The organism is Corynebacterium sp. (assembly GCF_030535495.1).
Lineage (GTDB): Bacteria > Actinomycetota > Actinomycetes > Mycobacteriales > Mycobacteriaceae > Corynebacterium.
The window spans coordinates 1-15741 of the sequence record NZ_JAUNRW010000012.1; the positions used below are offsets into that span (position 1 = coordinate 1).

Here is a 15741-nt window from a genome sequence, read left to right on the forward strand (position 1 = left end):
GCCTCGCCCTCGACGTCCTCGGCGATGATGAGCAGCGGCTTGCCGGACTGCATGACCTTCTCCAGCAGCGGCAGGAGGTCCTTGATGTTGGAGATCTTGCCGGAGACCAGCAGGATGTACGGATCCTCGAGCACAGCCTCGCCGCGCTCCAGGTCGGTGGCCATGTAGCCGGAGATGTAGCCCTTGTCGAAGCGCATGCCCTCGGTGACCTCGAGCTCGACGCCGAAGGTGTTGGACTCCTCCACGGTGATGACGGAATCCTTGTTCACCTCGCCGCCGCCGACGGCGTACATCGCCTTGGCGATCTGGGCGCCGATGGACGGGTCAGCGGCGGAGATACCGGCGGTGGCGGCGATCTCCTCCTCGGTCTCGACCTCCTTGGCGGAGGCCAGCAGGGCCTCGGTCACCTTGGCGGTGGCCTGCTCGATGCCGCGCTTGATGCCCATCGGGTTGGAACCCGCGGCCACGTTGCGCAGACCCTCGCGGACCAGTGCCTGGGCCAGGACGGTAGCGGTGGTGGTGCCGTCGCCGGCGACGTCGTCGGTCTTCTTGGCGACCTCCTTCACCAGCTCCGCACCGATCTTCTCGTACGGATCCTCCAGCTCGATCTCACGGGCGATGGACACACCGTCGTTGGTGATGACGGGGGCGCCCCAGCCACGCTCGAGAACAACGTTGCGGCCCTTGGGGCCGAGGGTGACCTTGACGGCGTCCGCCAGGGTGTTGAGACCGTTCTCGAGGCCGCGACGTGCTTCCTCGTCAAAGGCGATGAGCTTTGCCATGTGTGTTTGTGCTCCTTATAGATATAGGACGACACTCACGTCTGCGTTCCAACGGGCGCCCGCGACGGCACGGTCGGTGAGTGTGAACCAACCTCACCCGCTGAAGACAATTTCTGGCACTCATTCGATTTGAGTGCTAATCCGTTTCTAGCAGTCGAGGCGGTCGAGTGCAAGGCCTCGGTATCGTGGTCGACATGAACGAACTTCGCACCCATATTGAAGGACAGCGCGAGCGCATCTTCCGCGACCTCTCCGAGATCGTCGCCTTCGACTCCGTCCACAACGAGCCCGGCCACGAGGCCGATGCCGCCGGCGCCGCCGAATGGACCCGCCAGGCGCTTATCGACGCCGGCCTCAACGTCACCACCCACGACACCGTCGACGGATCGACGGCGGTGATCGGGCGCAAGGAAGCAGCACCCGGCATGCCCACCGTCCTGCTCTACTCCCACCACGACGTCGTACCCTCCGGCGACCACTCGCTGTGGACCTCCCCGCCTTTCGAACTGACCGAGCGCGACGGACGCTGGTACGGCCGCGGCGCCGCGGACTGCAAGGGCAACCTGGTCATGCACCTGGCCGCGCTGCGCGCGCTCGCGGACCTGGGCGGCACCGAACTCGGTCTCATCGTGCTGGTCGAAGGTTCCGAGGAGCGCGGCGGCGAGGGCCTGGACCACCTGCTGCAGACGCAGCCGGAACTCTTCCGCGCCGACGTCATCCTCATCGCCGACTCCGGCAACGCCGCCGTCGGTGTGCCCACCCTGACCACCTCCCTGCGCGGCGGCGGGCAGGTCGTGGTCACCGTGGACACCCTGCGCACCCCGCTGCACTCCGGCGGGTTCGGCGGTGCGGCCCCCGATGCCGTGGCCGCCCTGGTGCGGGTGCTGGACTCTTTGCGCGACGAGCACGGCCGCACGGTCATCGACGGTGTCGACTGCACCCGGACGTGGGAGGGCGAGCCGTACACGCCCGAAGATTTCCGCCGCGACGCCGGGATCCTCGAGGGGGTGTCCATCATGGGCACTTCCGACGACGCACCCGCCGACATGGTGTGGGCGCGGCCGGCCATCACCGTCACCGGCTTCACCTCCACCCCGGTGGCCGAGGCCGTCAACGCCGTGCCCGCCACCGCGCAGGCCAAGCTCAACGTCCGCGTGCCCGCTGGCCTTGACGCCGACGAGGTCATGTCGGCGCTGGTCGCGCACCTCAAGGCGCACACCCCCTGGGGCGCGCACATCGAGGTGGACGTGCAGGAGAAGAACCAGCCCTTTTCCACCGACCCCTCGGGCCCGGCCCTGGCCGTGCTGCGGCAGTGCCTGGCGGATGCGTACGGGGCTAAGGATGCCGTGGCGCTGGGTTCCGGCGGCTCCATCCCGCTGACCCTGGCGCTGCAGGAGACCTTCCCGGAGGCCGAGATCGCACTCTTCGGCGTGGAGGAGCCGCAGTGCACCATCCACTCCCCCGACGAGTCCGTGGACCCCACCGAGATCATCAATGTGGCGATCGCGGAGGCCGCGTTCCTGCAGGCCTGGGGCCGGTGAGGGGGTGATCGGGAGAGAAATTTCCCGAACCGGTTGCGAAGAAGGTGGCGTAGGTCATAGAGTGACAGGCGTGACGTACACCAACATCGCTCTTCAGCTAGTAGCCGAGGCTACGAACCCCAGTGCGGGCTAGGGACTGACTCCCCGCACCCTGGGGTAGTAGTCGTTAAGCTTTTTCCGCCGCTGAAGAGTCGGTCCACTTAAAAATTCCCTTCCTTCCGAAGATCTTTAAAGGACCGCCACCATGTTCAACGCTACTTTTGCCCCCGTCACCACCATCTCCCACACCTCCGCTGACACTCAGCAGGATCCCTTCACCGCGCGTTTCGGCGACGATCACCGTCTGCCCCGCGGTATGCGCGAGGAGGCCGCCGGAATGTCCTGGCCCCTGTTCATCGCCACCTACGCCCCGGCCGCCGACATCCGCATCGCCCACCTCGAGGCCACCCACGGTCGCGGCGGCCAGCAGCACTTCGCCGCCGAGATGATCCGTACCTCCAAGACCGCTATGCCGATGAGCTCCACCCATGACATCACCGCCATGGGCCCGGTTTCCGCCGCCTCCCACCTGCTGGCCGACGCCGGCCGCCACGTCGAGATCCTGGCCTTCCACCAGACCGAGCTCTTCGAGGCCACCGTCACCTTCGTCAAGGTCGCCCACCAGAACAACGAGAACCGCACCGCCTGGGCCCTGGGCTTCGGCGCCACCAATGAGGCCTCCATCGCCGCTGCCCTGGCCTCCGGCGCGCAGCGCATCTACGGCTAGGGCGGCGCCGCGGCGTTCCGCGTTTCCCCAGGTCACCATTCCGGTGGCGGGGAGTTTACGTGGGAACCCTGAGGTACTACTTACCGTTCGCACGTGAACTTTTCGCCCACCCGGCGAAGCCCCAGGTCGGCCGCTGTGACGGGTGGGGTTCACGTGCCAACAGTCCGACGCCCCCGCGCTCGCCCTGGGTTCCCACGTAAGGATCACGGGCGCCCCCCGTTTCCCCAGGTCACCTTTCCGGTGGCCGGGAGTTTACGTGGGAACCCTGAGGTGCTACCAACCCCCGGAAACCATTAATGTCCGAAGGTGCCCCCGTGACCAGCGCAACAGGGCCATATATACAGCCTTCGGTTAGACTGGCTTATCGTTGGCCGCGCCGCCTATCGACGCCGCCTTTTTCATGGGTGTTTCTCAGTGCCGCTGGGGGCAGCACGCACGTGGGCGACGACAACCTCAGACCGCGCGGTTTGCGCCTTGTCCTGCCCGCCTCCAAGCGAAGGGGAACACCGCAGACGTGCTGTTACTTCTGGCTGCCCTGACCATCGCCGCGTTGGTCGCACCTGTCCTCATCCGCGCCATGGGACGCCCCGCCTTCGGAATGCTCGCCATCGTGCCGGCCGTGGGCTTCTTCTGGGTGCTCAATCTCTTTATCTCGGGGACGTTCGACGACGGCGGCTCACTGCTGTTCTCCATGGAGTGGATGCCTGCAGCGCATCTCAACCTGGAGTTCCGCCTCGATTCCCTCGCGGGCCTATTCAGCCTCATCATCCTGGGCGTGGGTGCCCTGGTGCTGTTCTACTGCTGGGGCTACTTCGACTCCAACCCGCGTCGCCTGGCGATCTTCGGCTCGCAGATGGTGGCGTTCGCCATGGCCATGTTCGGTCTGGTCACCTCCGACAACTTCCTGTTGATGTACATCTTCTGGGAGATCACCTCGGTGCTCTCCTTCCTCTTGGTGGGCTATTACGGCGAGCGCGCGTCCTCGCGCCGTTCCGCCGGGCAAGCCCTCATGGTCACCACCCTCGGTGGCCTGGCCATGCTGGTGGGCATCATTCTGCTGGGTCGGCAGACCGGTATCTGGCGCCTGTCGGAGATCGCGCTTTTCGACGAGATCGCGCAGACCCCCCACATCACCGCCGCCATCGTGCTCATCCTCGCCGGCGCCCTGACCAAGTCCGCCATCGCCCCGGGCCACTTCTGGCTCCCCGGCGCCATGGCCGCTCCGACCCCGGTCTCGGCCTACCTGCACTCCGCAGCGATGGTCAAAGCCGGTATCTACCTGGTCGCCCGCCTGGCCCCTGACTTCCACGTGGTGAACACCTGGCACCTGGTGGTCATCCCGCTGGGCCTGTTCACCATGCTCATGTCCGGCTGGATGGCCCTGCGGCAGAAGGATCTCAAGCTGGTCCTGGCGTACGGCACGGTCTCGCAGCTGGGCTTCATCACCGCGGTGGTGGCCGTCGGCTCACGTGAGGCGATGCTCGCCGGTCTGGCGCTGACATTCGCGCACTCCCTGTTCAAGGCGACCCTGTTCATGATCGTCGGCGCAATCGACCACACCGCCGGCACCCGTGATCTGCGGGAACTGTCCGGGCTGGGCAAGAAGCAGCCCTTCGTGGCGGCCCTGGCGACGGTCTCGGCACTGTCGATGGCGGGAATGCCTCCGCTCTTCGGCTTCGTCGCCAAGGAGTCCGTCCTGGAGGCGGTCATGCACGAGGACCTGCTCGTGGGCATGCCGCGCAACCTCATGCTGGTGGCCATTGTCTTCGGTTCCGCCCTCACCATGGCCTACTCGCTGCGCTTCCTCTACGGGGCGTTCGCCACGAAGCCGGAGGACCACGAGTCCGGTGGTGGCACCTCGGAGGCGGTGGCGAAGATGCACTCCATCGGCCCGAGCCTGTGGATCGCCCCGCTCATTCTCACGGCCTGCACCATCGCCTTCGGCGTCTACCCGAAGCCGCTGTCGAATGCCATCACCACCCACCTCGACAACGTGCTGCCGCTGGGCCCGGGCGAGGAGAGCATCTACCTCGCACTGTGGCACGGGTTCACCATCCCGCTGCTGCTGTCGATCGTCATCATCTTCGGTGGTCTGGCCCTGCACTGGCAGCGCAACCTCATCGCCAAGGCCCAGTTCGAGGAGCCCGCGCTGGGCTCCGCGGACGCCGCCTACGATTCGGTGCTCCACTACCTGCGCACCATCTCGCTGCGCCTGACCGCCTCCACCCAGCGTGGTTCCCTGGTGGTCAACCTCGGGATCATCTTCGCCGTGCTCATCATCCTGCCGATGGTGGTGCTGGTGCTCGGCGAGCGGCCGGACGTGCGGATGGTCCTATGGGACTCCCCGTGGCAGGCGCTGGCCTCGGCGATCATCATCGTCGCGGCGATCACCGCCACGCGGATGGACAACCGTCTCTCGGGTGTCATTCTCGTCGGCGTCACCGGCTACGCACTGGCCGTGCTCTTCGCGCTGCAGGGCGCCCCGGACCTGGCGCTCACCCAGACGCTGGTGGAAACCGTCCTCATGGTCATCTTCATGCTGGTGCTGCGCAAGCTGCCCACCAGCACGGAGTGGTCGCCGGGGGCGAAGGCCAACCGCATCCGCGCCTGGCTGTCCATCGCGGTGGGCCTGTCGGTGACGGTGGTGACGATGTTCGCCATCAACGCCCGCTCCCACGTGCCCATCGCCACGTTCATGCCGGATCTGGCACAGGAGATCGGACACGGTGCCAACGCCGTCAACGTCATCCTCGTCGACATGCGCGCCTGGGACACGTTCGGAGAGGTGTCCGTGCTGGTCATCGCGGCGACCGGCGTCGCCTCGCTCATCTACCGCACGCGCTCGTTCAGCCGGTCCTCGCGTCGCCCGACGCTGACGGTCACCGGCCGCCGCTGGCTGGCCGCCGGGGTGGAGACCGAGCGCGCGCAGAACCGATCGCTCATGGTGGACGTGGCCACGCGCATCCTCTTCCCGTCGATGATGGCCCTGTCGGTGTACTTCTTCTTCGCCGGGCACAATGCACCGGGCGGTGGTTTCGCGGGCGGCCTCGTCGCCGCGCTGGCCTTCACCCTGCGCTACGTCGCCGGCGGGCGCGCGGAGCTGGAGGAGGCCCTGCCGGTCGACGCGGGTCGTATCCTCGGCACCGGCCTGTTCGTCTCCGCCGCGGCGGCCATCTGGCCGATGTTCCTCGGCCACCCGCCGCTGACCTCCTGGTACGACTCGGTGGACCTGCCGCTGATCGGCAACATGTCCCTGCCGTCGGCACTGATCTTCGACACCGGTGTCTACCTCATCGTCGTCGGCCTCATGATGCACATCCTCTCCTCCCTGGGCGGCCAGCTCGACCAGGAAGAGGAGATGCGCAAACAGCGCGCCCGCGACCGGGCACGGTCGATGGCGCGGGCGGCGGAACGTCGTAAAGCACTGAGCACCACGGAAGGAGACAAGTAGATGGTGGCGAACCTCTTCCTGCTGCTGGCGGCGGGCACCCTCGTCTCCGCGGGCGTGTACCTGGTACTCGACCGCGCGATGACGAAGATGATGCTCGGCCTCATGCTCATCGGCAACGGCGCCAACCTGCTCATCCTGCAGGCCGGCGGCTCGGCGGGAGCACCGCCGGTCATGGGACGCTCCTCGCGGGTCCATGAGGACACGAACGTGGCGGATCCCCTCGCTCAGGCGATGATCCTCACCGCGATCGTCATCGCGATGGCGCTCACGGCCTTCATCCTCACGCTCGCCTACCGCCAGTACCGGTACCGCACTGCGGACGTCATCGAGGATGACCTCGAGGATGCCGCTATCGCCGCGCGCCCCGCCACGGCGAGCGCGGCCCCCGACCACGACGCCTCCGACGATCCGCACACCGGTCGCGTCACCTCCGAGGGCGATGCCTTCGGCCCGAAATCCTTCGAGGCTCCGGTGAAGGGAGAAGTCGATGACTGAGACGATCACCCCCTTCGTGAGCGCGCTCCTGCCCTACATGCCGTTCCTCATCCCGATGCCGGTGATCCTGCCGGCGGTGGCCGCGGGACTGGCGCTGTTGGCGGGACGGCACCCGCACATCCAGCGCACCATCGCCCTGGGCACCCTGCTGGTGCTCATCGGCCTGACCGCCTCCATGATCATGGTCGTCGACCTGGAGGGCATCCAGACGGTGCAGCTCGGTGGCTGGGACGCCCCCATCGGCATCAGCCTCATCGCCGACCGCTTGTCGACGGTCATGCTCACCGTCTCCTCCGTCGTCCTGTTCTGCGTCATGTGGTACGCCATCAGCCAGGGTGTGCGCGACGGCGGCAAGGACGAACCCGTCGCGGTGTTCCTGCCCACCTACATGCTGCTGAGCATGGGCGTGAACATGTCCTTCCTGGCCGGTGACCTGTTCAACCTCTACGTCGGTTTCGAGGTCTTCCTCGTCGCCTCCTACGTGCTGCTCACCCTCGGCGCCTCGCCCTCCCGCGTGCGTGCCGGTGTCTCCTACGTCATGGTGTCGATGGTCTCGTCGATGATCTTCCTCTTCGCGCTGGCCATGGTCTACGCCGCGGTGGGCACGATGAACCTCGCCCAGATCGGCATCCGCATGGAGGAGGTTCCCAGCGGCACGCGGGCCGCGATCTTCGGCACGCTGCTGGTCGCCTTCGGCATCAAGGCCGCGGTCTTCCCGCTGGATGCCTGGCTGCCGGACTCCTACCCCACCGCCCCGTCCCTGGTCACCGCCGTGTTCGCGGGCCTTCTGACGAAGGTCGGCGTGTACTCGATCATCCGCATGCGCTCGGTGGTGTTCACCGACGGCTCCCTGGACACCCTGCTCATGTGGGTGGGTCTGGCGACGATGATCGTCGGTATCCTCGGCGCGATGGCGCAGAACGACATCAAACGATTGTTGTCGTTCACGCTGGTCAGCCACATCGGCTACATGATCTTCGGTATCGCCCTCGGCTCCGCCCAGGGACTGTCCGGGGCCATCTTCTACGCGGTGCACCACATCCTCGTGCAGACCGCCCTGTTCCTGGTGGTGGGTCTCATCGAGCGCCAGGCGGGCACGTCCTCGCTGCGCCGTCTCGGTTCCCTGGCGTACACGGCGCCGGTCATCGCGATCCTCTACATCATCCCGGCCCTCAACCTGGGCGGCATCCCGCCGTTCTCCGGGTTCCTGGGCAAGATCATCCTCATCGAGGCCGGCGCCAATGTCGGCGGTTTCATGGCCTGGCTGCTCATCGGCGGCGCCGTGGTCACCTCGTTGCTCACCCTCTACGTCATGGTGCTCGTGTGGTCCAAGGGCTTCTGGCGGGATCGTTCCGACGCCCCGGAGGGCAACGTCGCCATGGCCCGCCCGGCTCCCCTGGCCGACATCACCGACGAGGTCGAGTTCGTCGAGCGTGACGACGTCGGCCGCATGCCGGTGGGCATGGTCGCCTCGACCGCCACGCTCATCGCCGCCTCCCTGGCCGTGACGGTGCTCGCCGGCCCCATCGCCGGTGTCACCGGCCGGGCCGCCGAGAGCGCCCAGGACGTCAGCATCTACCGCTCCGCCGTCCTCGGCACCACAGAGGACAACCCCAGCCGCACGCTCGACCAGCGGCGTCTCGACGACGGTTCCGACACCCTGCGCAACCGCGACCACATGCTGCCCGAGCCGCAGCCGGCCATCGAGACTGTCACCCCGACCCCGACCGAGACCACCCCCGAGGAGGACCAGCCGTGATCGCCGGAATCCGCCGCCGCTTCCGCCCGTGGTTCATCGTGTGGATCACCCTCATGTGGTGTCTCCTCATGGGCGAGTTCACCTGGGCCAACCTCATCTCGGGCCTGCTCGTCGGTTCGCTCATCGTCTTCGGCCTGCCCTTGCCGGCCATGCCCATCACGGGCCTGAGCGTCAACTGGGGTCTGCTCATCGTGCACATGCTCGGCTGGTTCAAGGACCTGGCCGTCGCCTCAGTGAAGGTGGCGTGGCTGGCGCTGCGCCCGGCGGGTCCGCCGAAGTCCGCGATCGTCAAGGTGCCCATGCGGGTGTCGAACGAGCTCGTGCTGTCGTTCGCCACGGTGCTCTACAACCTGCAGCCGGGTGGTGCGGTGTGTGACATCGACATCGCCAACCGCACGTGGACCGTGCACCTGCTCGACGCCGACAACGAGCGCGCGCTGGCCCGGGAGATCGAGACCATCGCCACCCTGGAACGCCGCATGATCCGCATCTTCGAGAGGAGCTGAACGTGAACCCCGAGCTCTACACGACCTTCCTGTTCATCCCGGCCGCGTTCTTCGCCGTGTCGTTCGTCATCATGACGTGGCGGATCGTCATCGGCCCGAACTCCATGGACCGGATGCTGGGCCTCGACGGCTTCGTCGCGATGCTCCAGTGCGCCCTGGCCACCTACATCTGTTGGACGCTGGACACCACCGTGGCCAACGCGATGCTCGTCATCGCGCTGCTGGGCTTCATCGCCTCGGTGTCCGTCGCCCGCTTCCGCAAGAGGGACGGTAGCTAGATGACCTACACCATGTTCGCGGACGTCACGTCCCTCATCCTCATCATCACCGGTGCATTCCTGGTGTTCTCCGCGGCGGTGGGCGTGGTGCGCTTCCCCGACACGATGTCGCGCATCCATGCGATCACCAAGCCGCAGACCACCGGACTCATCCTCACCATCCTCGGCGCACTGCTCAAGGTGACGGGTGATCCGGACTTCGGGGTCGCCGAGCGCGGCGATCTCGGCGTCCTCATCCTCCTGGTCATCTTCGCCGCGATGACCTCCCCGGTCACTGCCCAGCGACTGGGCCGCGTGTCCCGGAGGGAAGGTCTCTACGGTGTGTGGGACGATATGTCGCGTAATGACGCCCCCGCAGACCGTTCCATTCGCCGAAGGTAGGACACCTGTGTTTCCACGCTCCGCCACCCTGCTCGGTGCTCCCACTCTCATCGCGGCACTGCTGTGGCTGGGAGCGTGGATGGCGCAGAAGGAGACTCACGTCGTCGGCGGGTGGCACCTGGGGTTGCGGGTGCCCACGGACCTGCAGGTCTACCTGCTGGCGGGCGACCGGCTCAACGAGGGCGGGTTGCTGTATGACTCCCCGCTGCTCGGCGAACTTCCCTTCACCTACCCGCCCTTCGCGGCGGGAGTCTTCCGGTGGTTGTCCACCCTCACCCCGGAACTGGCCACCATCGTCTGGCAGACCTCCAATCTGCTGGCCCTCATCGCGGTCATCCTCATGTGCTTCGCCGAGCGTCGCCGTCCGGTGGCGTTTTTCGCGGTGCTGCTGGCCGTGGCGTTTCTGGCCACGGAGCCGATCCGCGGCTCCTTCTTCTATGGCCAGATCAACCTCATCCTCATGCTGCTCGTCGCCTGGGACGTCCTGCCGAAGAACAACCGCTTCGCGGGCGTGGGCATCGGTATCGCGGCGGGGCTGAAGCTGACCCCTGCTTTCTTCGTCATCATCTTCCTCGTCCAGCGCCGCTTCAAGGCGGCCGCGGTCTCCGCGGGCACGTTCCTGCTCACCGTCATCGCCGGGTTCTTCGTGGTCCCGGATGCCGGGACGTTCTGGCTCGACTCGATGTTCAACTCCGAGCGCGTGGGTGTCCACGAGAATCCGGGCGCGCAGTCCATCAAGTCCCTGCTCGTGCGCAACGCCGGCATCGAGTCCGGGCTGCTGTGGCTCGCCCTGGCCCTGCTGGTCACCGCCCTGACCGCCGCGGCCGCCTGGCTGGCGCTGCGCCGCGGCAACCGCACCGTGGCCCTCGCGCTCACGGGCCTCGGCGCCTGCCTGGTCTCCCCGTTCTCGTGGTACCACCACTGGGTGTGGATCGTCCCGCTGACCGTCGCGGTCATCGCCGCCATCGATTCGCTTGCCGACGCCCGCGGCTTCCTCATCGCCCAACTCAGCGCCCTGGTCACCCTGGCGGCACTGTTCGTGCTGCTCCTGCCGTATGTCTCCGGTGTCCTGTGGCCGGAGATGGCCTACCCGGGCCCGGTGTACCTCACCGACAACGCGCTGTGGCGACAGGCGTTCACCGGCTACGGGGTGCTCATGATCCTCGGCTACCTCCTCTACGCCGGCGCCCTCGAGTTGAAGTCCCGACCGGCCGCCGCACCGCGCCCGGCGCGCCGGCCCCCTAGGCGGGATGTGCAGCCAGAAACGACGTGATCTCCGCGACGAAGGCGGAGGGATCGCGCTCGTAGGTGACGTCGATAAGCAATGTCGGCATGGCGACATCGACGGGGTCGAGCAACGCCTGCTTATCGACGCCCCGGCGACGCAGCAGGAAGCCCGGCAGTATCCTCAGGGCGCGGGCATCGGGGCGCTGCGCGAGCACCAGGTGGCTGACGCGGTGCGGCTGCGCGCGGGCGACCTCCAGGGCGGCCAGTGCCCCAGTGCCGTGCCCGACGAGCACCACCCGGCGCAGCTCCTGCTTGTCCAGGTACTGCTCGAGGCTGGTGACGGCGAGGTTCGGCAGCCAGGGTTTCCACCCGGCGGGCAACGCCCGGATAACCTCGGTCCAGGTGTCCGGCATGCGGCCGGCGGTGGGGACCAGGACGAGATCAGTCACGGGGCACCATCTCCTCCATCTCGGCGCAGGTGGCGTCGATGACATCGCGCCAGCCGCCGGACTTCTCGTAGATGCGGCGCTGGCGTTGGTAGCCGGCACCGCGCTCGAGGATCTCGGGAATGAGGTTCAGTTCATGGGCGCACCCGAGTTCCTCGGCGAGGGGGCCGAGCTCATCGACCAGATCGCTCAACTCCTGGGTCACCCACCGCTCGTCGGTGTCACGGCTGGTGATCACCAGTGCGTCCATGCCGTAGCGGGCGGCGCGCCACTTGTTCTCCGCGACGTGCCAGGGCTGCAGGATGGGCAGTTCCTCCCCGCGGTCGAGCATGCGGTCATAGTGGACGACGAGGCAGTGGGTGAGCGCCACGACGGCGGCCAGTTCCCGCAGGTTGGAGGTGGAATCGGCGACACGGACCTCCACGGTGCCCCACTTCGGGGCGGGGCGGATGTCGAAGTGCATCGAACCGGTGTGGTTGATCACGCCCGAAATGCCCTGGTCGTGCATGTAGGACTCCCACTCCGCCCAGGTGGTGAACTGGTACGGCAGACCGGCGGTGGGCAGCTGCTGGTAGAGCATGGTGCGGTTGGAGGCGTATCCGGTGTCGATGCCGTCCCACCCCGGGGAGGAGGCGGTGAGCGCGAGCATGTGCGGGTACTTGGTCATCAGGGCGTTGATGATCGGCCACACACGGTCCTCGTGGGAGATGCCGACGTGGACGTGGATACCCCAGATGAGCATCTGCGAGCCCCAGTAGCGGGTGCGGTTGATGATCTCGGCGTAGGTCATCTTCGCGCTCACGGGATTCTCCCGCCAGTCCGAGAACGGGTGCGAACCGGAGGCCCACACCTTCAACCCCAGCTCCTCCGCGGCGTCACGCACCACGTTGAGATCATGGGCGAGTTCCGCCACCGCCTGCGGGACGGTGTCGTGCACGCCGGTGACCAGCTCGACGGTGTTCTGGAGAAACTCCTTCTCCAGGTGCACCTCCGGGTTGTCGCGCTGGACGATGTCGATGACCTCCTCGGCCTTCGGCGCCAGGTCCCGGGTGGCCGGGTCCACCAGCGCCACCTCCCACTCCACGCCCAGTGTCGGGCGCGGCGAGCGGCGGAAGGGGATCGGCTCGACGGTCATCAGAGGGCCACCTGGTTCACCAGCACCAACGTCAGATCGTTGCGGCCGTCGGTGTTCTCCGGCAGGAAGCCCTCATACGTGCGGGCCACGCCGCCGACCCGCTCCGCCAGTTCGCGGGCGCGCTGCTCCGCCTCGGCGTTGCCGGGCTGGAAGAAGACGGTGTTCTCCGGGAGGATGTGCTCGGCCAGGTTGCCCACCTCGCCGACCTCGTAGTCGCCGCGGAGCTGGTCGGCCACCTCGGCCGCCAGGTTCGGGACGGTGGAGTTGTTGATCACGTTGAGTCGGGCCGGCTCCTCGGCCGGGGGCGCGGGAGCATCCGTTGTTTCGGGCGCGGTAGTCTCCCCGGCCTCGCCGGTCTCCTCCGGCGCCTCCCCCACCGTGGTCGCCGGCTGCTCCGGCTGCGTGGCGACGACCTCGGTGGTGGTGGCGGGCGAGGCCTGCCCGCCGTCGGAATCGTTGTTCTGCGTGGCGGCGTACAGGCCCCACATCACCAGCAGCACCGCGACGGCGATGAGCACCATCGCCAGGCCGCGCAGCGGCAGACCCGAGGAACTGCCCGCGCCGGCGGCGGTAGCGGCGGTGGCGGTGGACTCTGACTGATTCTCCGGATTCACATGCGTCACACAGGTCAGTCTAAAGCACGGCCCGGCGCGGCAGCGCGTGCGGCGCGTTCCCCGGCCCGCCGGTCCCGGATGCGCCGCAGGCGGCCGAGGAGGACGGGGTGGGCGGACATGGCCGCGGGGACGTCGATAAGCAGATTGAGGCGCTGATAGTAGCGGACCGGGCTCATGCCCAGCTCGGCGCGGATGAGCTCCTCCTTGGCGCCGGCCGAGCGCGGGGCGCGTTCCTCGAAGGCGAGGAGACGGGCGTCGGATTCGCTCAGGCCGGACATGCCTACACTGTAGGCCATGACAATTCGCCCGATCGTGATCCACGGCGACCCCGTGCTGCACAACCCCACCACGCCCGTCGACCCGGCCGACATCGGCGGCGAGGAGATCCAGACACTTATCGCCGACATGTACGAGACCATGGATGTCGCCAACGGCGTCGGCCTCGCCGCCAACCAGATCGGCGTGGGCCTGCGCCTGTTCGTCTACGACTGCCCCGACGACGATGACGTCCGACACAAGGGGTGCGTGATCAACCCCGTCCTGGAGACCGGCGAGATCCCCGAGACCATGCCCGCCGACGACGGCACCGAGGACGAGGGCTGTCTGTCCGTCCCCGGCGAGGGCTGGCCCACCGGTCGCGCCGACTGGGCCAAGGTCACCGGGCTGGACGCCGAGGGCAACGAGATCGAGGTCGAGGGCACCGGTTTCTTCGCCCGCTGCCTCCAGCACGAGGTCGGCCACCTCGACGGGTTCCTCTACACCGACGTGCTCACCGGTCGCTACAAGCGCCAGGCGAAGAAGGCCATCAAGGCCAACGGGTGGACCGAGCCCGGCCTCACCTGGATGCCGGGTGAGGACGAGGACCCCTTCGGGCACTAGATGGGCATCTTCCGCTCAGATGAGGTGGACGTCGGCGACCGGGTCGTCGTGCGCCGCCGCCTGACCGACACCCCCGGGCATCTCTCCGACGTCATCGGGCACGTCGTCGGGACGTCCCCGCTGGTGGTGCGCCCGCAGTCCGTCGGCGGTTTCGCCTCCACGGCCGAGCCGCTGGAGATCCCGGATGAGCTGATCACGGTGGTGAAAAAGCTCTCCCCGCGCCGGATCCGCAACTCCGATATCCGCGCGGTCGAGGTGGCCACCGCCAAGGCCTTCCCCGGCATCGAGCACACCTGGACGCGCGACGGCCAGTGGCTCATGCGCGCCGGCGACGGCATCACGGAGCGCTCCAACTCGGCCGCTCCGCTGGGCCGATCCGCCGGGTTCGGCGCGGTGCCGGTGGAGGAGATCGCCGAGTTCTACGAGCGCCACGACCTGCCCGTGACGGTTCTCATCCCCGAGCGCATCGGCGCCCCGGCGGAGAAGCTCATCGCGGCCGGGGGCTGGGAACTGGGTCCGGAGATCATCGTGATGACCCGCACCCTCGAGCCCTTCGACCTCCCGGAGTCCGAGTACACCTTCCGCATCGACGCCCAGCCGGACGACGACTGGCTCGCGCTCTACCATTTCCGCGGCCAGCCCCTGCCGGTGCATGCGCTGCGCCTGCTGCAGAAGAACATCGACGGTGACATGGGTTTCGGTCGCCTGCTCTCCGCCTCCGGGGAGACGGTCGCCATCACCCGCGGGACGTTGACCTCCTCCGACGACGGGAGGTTGTGGCTCGGGTATTCCGCCGTCGAGGTCGCCGATGCTTATCGACGCCGCGGCCTGGGCACCCGACTCGGCGCCGAGATGCTCGCCTGGGGCGCCTCCCGCGGGGCGAGTGACGCCTACCTGCAGGTCATCGCCTCCAATGCCGCCGGGCGGGCGCTGTACACCAAGCTCGGATTCATCGAGCACCACCGGCACCGCTATGCCTCGATAAATTCATGACACCGATACGCCCGTCGAGGACTACACTGTGAGGCACACCACTCACACGAGGGAGCCCCACATGTCCATGCAGTTCAGCGCCAACATCTCCTTCCCCGGCAACGCCGCCGAGGCGATGCGTCACTACGAGTCCATCTTCGGCGGAGACCTCCAGCTCCTCACCTACGGCGACATGCCGATGGAGGGCCTGCCCTTCGAGCCCCCGGCCGAGGCCGTCGCCCACGCCACCCTCCGCTCCGACACCGTGAGCATCGCTGCCGGCGACGCCATGGAGCCCGACGCCCCCGGCCTGCGCAGTGACGTCTACTCACTCCTCCTCGAGTTCGACTCCCCGGCCGAGGCGCAGGGCATCATCGACGCCTTCCTCGCCGGTGGAGGCGAAGTGGAGATGCCCTTCGAGCAGGCCCCGTGGGGTGACTACTTCGGTCAGGTCCGCGACCAGTTCGGGGTGCTGTGGATGTTCAACGCCACGGAGGGCTAACGGGCAG

Annotated in this window: 17 protein-coding genes; 12 read left to right on the forward strand and 5 right to left on the reverse strand. The window is 67.6% G+C overall.

From position 1 onward, the window contains the following. Positions 1 to 782: chaperonin GroEL (gene groEL / locus Q4F73_RS02925; protein WP_303357854.1), on the reverse strand; the 782-nt coding region annotated here is incomplete at its 3' end. A 194-nt stretch (positions 783 to 976) separates the two neighbouring features. On the opposite strand from groEL, the gene Q4F73_RS02930 reads away from it, so the two are divergent. From Q4F73_RS02930 to Q4F73_RS02970, 9 genes are all read left to right on the forward strand, one after another. Continuing rightward, a complete protein-coding gene (locus tag Q4F73_RS02930; RefSeq protein ID WP_303357855.1) occupies positions 977 to 2323 on the forward strand; it encodes a dipeptidase in 1347 nt (448 codons plus the stop codon). 244 nt (positions 2324 to 2567) lie between these two features. Continuing rightward, entirely contained in the window at positions 2568 to 3089 is a 522-nt protein-coding gene (locus tag Q4F73_RS02935; RefSeq protein WP_303357856.1) for an acetyl-CoA acetyltransferase, read from the forward strand. A 514-nt stretch (positions 3090 to 3603) separates the two neighbouring features. Next, positions 3604 to 6540 (forward strand): Na+/H+ antiporter subunit A, encoded by a 2937-nt coding sequence (locus Q4F73_RS02940; protein ID WP_303357857.1) that lies wholly within the window; start codon positions 3604 to 3606, stop codon positions 6538 to 6540. Then, positions 6541 to 7035 (forward strand): Na(+)/H(+) antiporter subunit C, encoded by a 495-nt coding sequence (locus Q4F73_RS02945; protein ID WP_303357858.1) that lies wholly within the window; start codon positions 6541 to 6543, stop codon positions 7033 to 7035. Further along, positions 7028 to 8794 carry a Na+/H+ antiporter subunit D gene (locus tag Q4F73_RS02950; RefSeq protein WP_303357859.1) on the forward strand — a complete coding sequence of 589 codons (1767 nt, stop codon included), beginning with the start codon at positions 7028 to 7030 and terminating at the stop codon, positions 8792 to 8794. The genes Q4F73_RS02945 and Q4F73_RS02950 overlap by 8 nt, the downstream gene beginning before the upstream one ends. Then, a complete protein-coding gene (locus Q4F73_RS02955; protein ID WP_303357860.1) occupies positions 8791 to 9300 on the forward strand; it encodes a Na+/H+ antiporter subunit E in 510 nt (169 codons plus the stop codon). Before Q4F73_RS02950 ends, Q4F73_RS02955 begins: the two co-directional genes overlap by 4 nt. Positions 9301 to 9302: 2 nt before the next feature. Beyond that, a complete protein-coding gene (locus Q4F73_RS02960) occupies positions 9303 to 9578 on the forward strand; it encodes a monovalent cation/H+ antiporter complex subunit F (RefSeq protein ID WP_303357861.1) in 276 nt (91 codons plus the stop codon). Continuing rightward, positions 9579 to 9959 carry a monovalent cation/H(+) antiporter subunit G gene (gene mnhG, locus Q4F73_RS02965; RefSeq protein ID WP_303357862.1) on the forward strand — a complete coding sequence of 127 codons (381 nt, stop codon included), beginning with the start codon at positions 9579 to 9581 and terminating at the stop codon, positions 9957 to 9959. 7 nt (positions 9960 to 9966) lie between these two features. Further along, positions 9967 to 11232: a glycosyltransferase 87 family protein gene (locus Q4F73_RS02970; protein WP_303357863.1), complete on the forward strand. Its 1266-nt coding sequence runs from the start codon at positions 9967 to 9969 to the stop codon at positions 11230 to 11232. On the opposite strand, the gene Q4F73_RS02975 is transcribed toward Q4F73_RS02970, so the two are convergent. Genes Q4F73_RS02975 through Q4F73_RS02990 form a run of 4 tightly spaced genes read right to left on the reverse strand, consistent with a single transcriptional unit; the run spans position 11201 to position 13677 of the window. Next, positions 11201 to 11635 (reverse strand): alpha/beta fold hydrolase, encoded by a 435-nt coding sequence (locus Q4F73_RS02975; RefSeq protein ID WP_303357864.1) that lies wholly within the window; start codon positions 11633 to 11635, stop codon positions 11201 to 11203. The genes Q4F73_RS02970 and Q4F73_RS02975 overlap by 32 nt on opposite strands. Continuing rightward, on the reverse strand, positions 11628 to 12767 hold the full coding sequence (locus Q4F73_RS02980) for a glutamate--cysteine ligase (RefSeq protein ID WP_303357865.1): 1140 nt from the start codon (positions 12765 to 12767) through the stop codon (positions 11628 to 11630). Before Q4F73_RS02980 ends, Q4F73_RS02975 begins: the two co-directional genes overlap by 8 nt. Further along, on the reverse strand, positions 12767 to 13390 hold the full coding sequence (locus Q4F73_RS02985; RefSeq protein ID WP_303357866.1) for a LytR C-terminal domain-containing protein: 624 nt from the start codon (positions 13388 to 13390) through the stop codon (positions 12767 to 12769). Before Q4F73_RS02985 ends, Q4F73_RS02980 begins: the two co-directional genes overlap by 1 nt. A gap of 5 nt (positions 13391 to 13395) precedes the next feature. Next, positions 13396 to 13677 carry a DUF3263 domain-containing protein gene (locus Q4F73_RS02990; protein WP_303357867.1) on the reverse strand — a complete coding sequence of 94 codons (282 nt, stop codon included), beginning with the start codon at positions 13675 to 13677 and terminating at the stop codon, positions 13396 to 13398. Here Q4F73_RS02990 and Q4F73_RS02995 point away from each other — a divergent pair. The 3 genes from Q4F73_RS02995 (at position 13676) to Q4F73_RS03005 (ending at position 15734) form a co-directional block, all read left to right on the forward strand. Then, entirely contained in the window at positions 13676 to 14260 is a 585-nt protein-coding gene (locus Q4F73_RS02995) for a peptide deformylase (RefSeq protein WP_303357868.1), read from the forward strand. The genes Q4F73_RS02990 and Q4F73_RS02995 overlap by 2 nt on opposite strands. Next, positions 14261 to 15253 (forward strand): GNAT family N-acetyltransferase, encoded by a 993-nt coding sequence (locus tag Q4F73_RS03000; protein WP_303357869.1) that lies wholly within the window; start codon positions 14261 to 14263, stop codon positions 15251 to 15253. A gap of 61 nt (positions 15254 to 15314) precedes the next feature. Further along, positions 15315 to 15734, forward strand: a complete 420-nt coding sequence (locus Q4F73_RS03005; protein WP_303357870.1) for a VOC family protein — start codon at positions 15315 to 15317, stop codon at positions 15732 to 15734. Positions 15735 to 15741 lie beyond the last annotated feature (7 nt).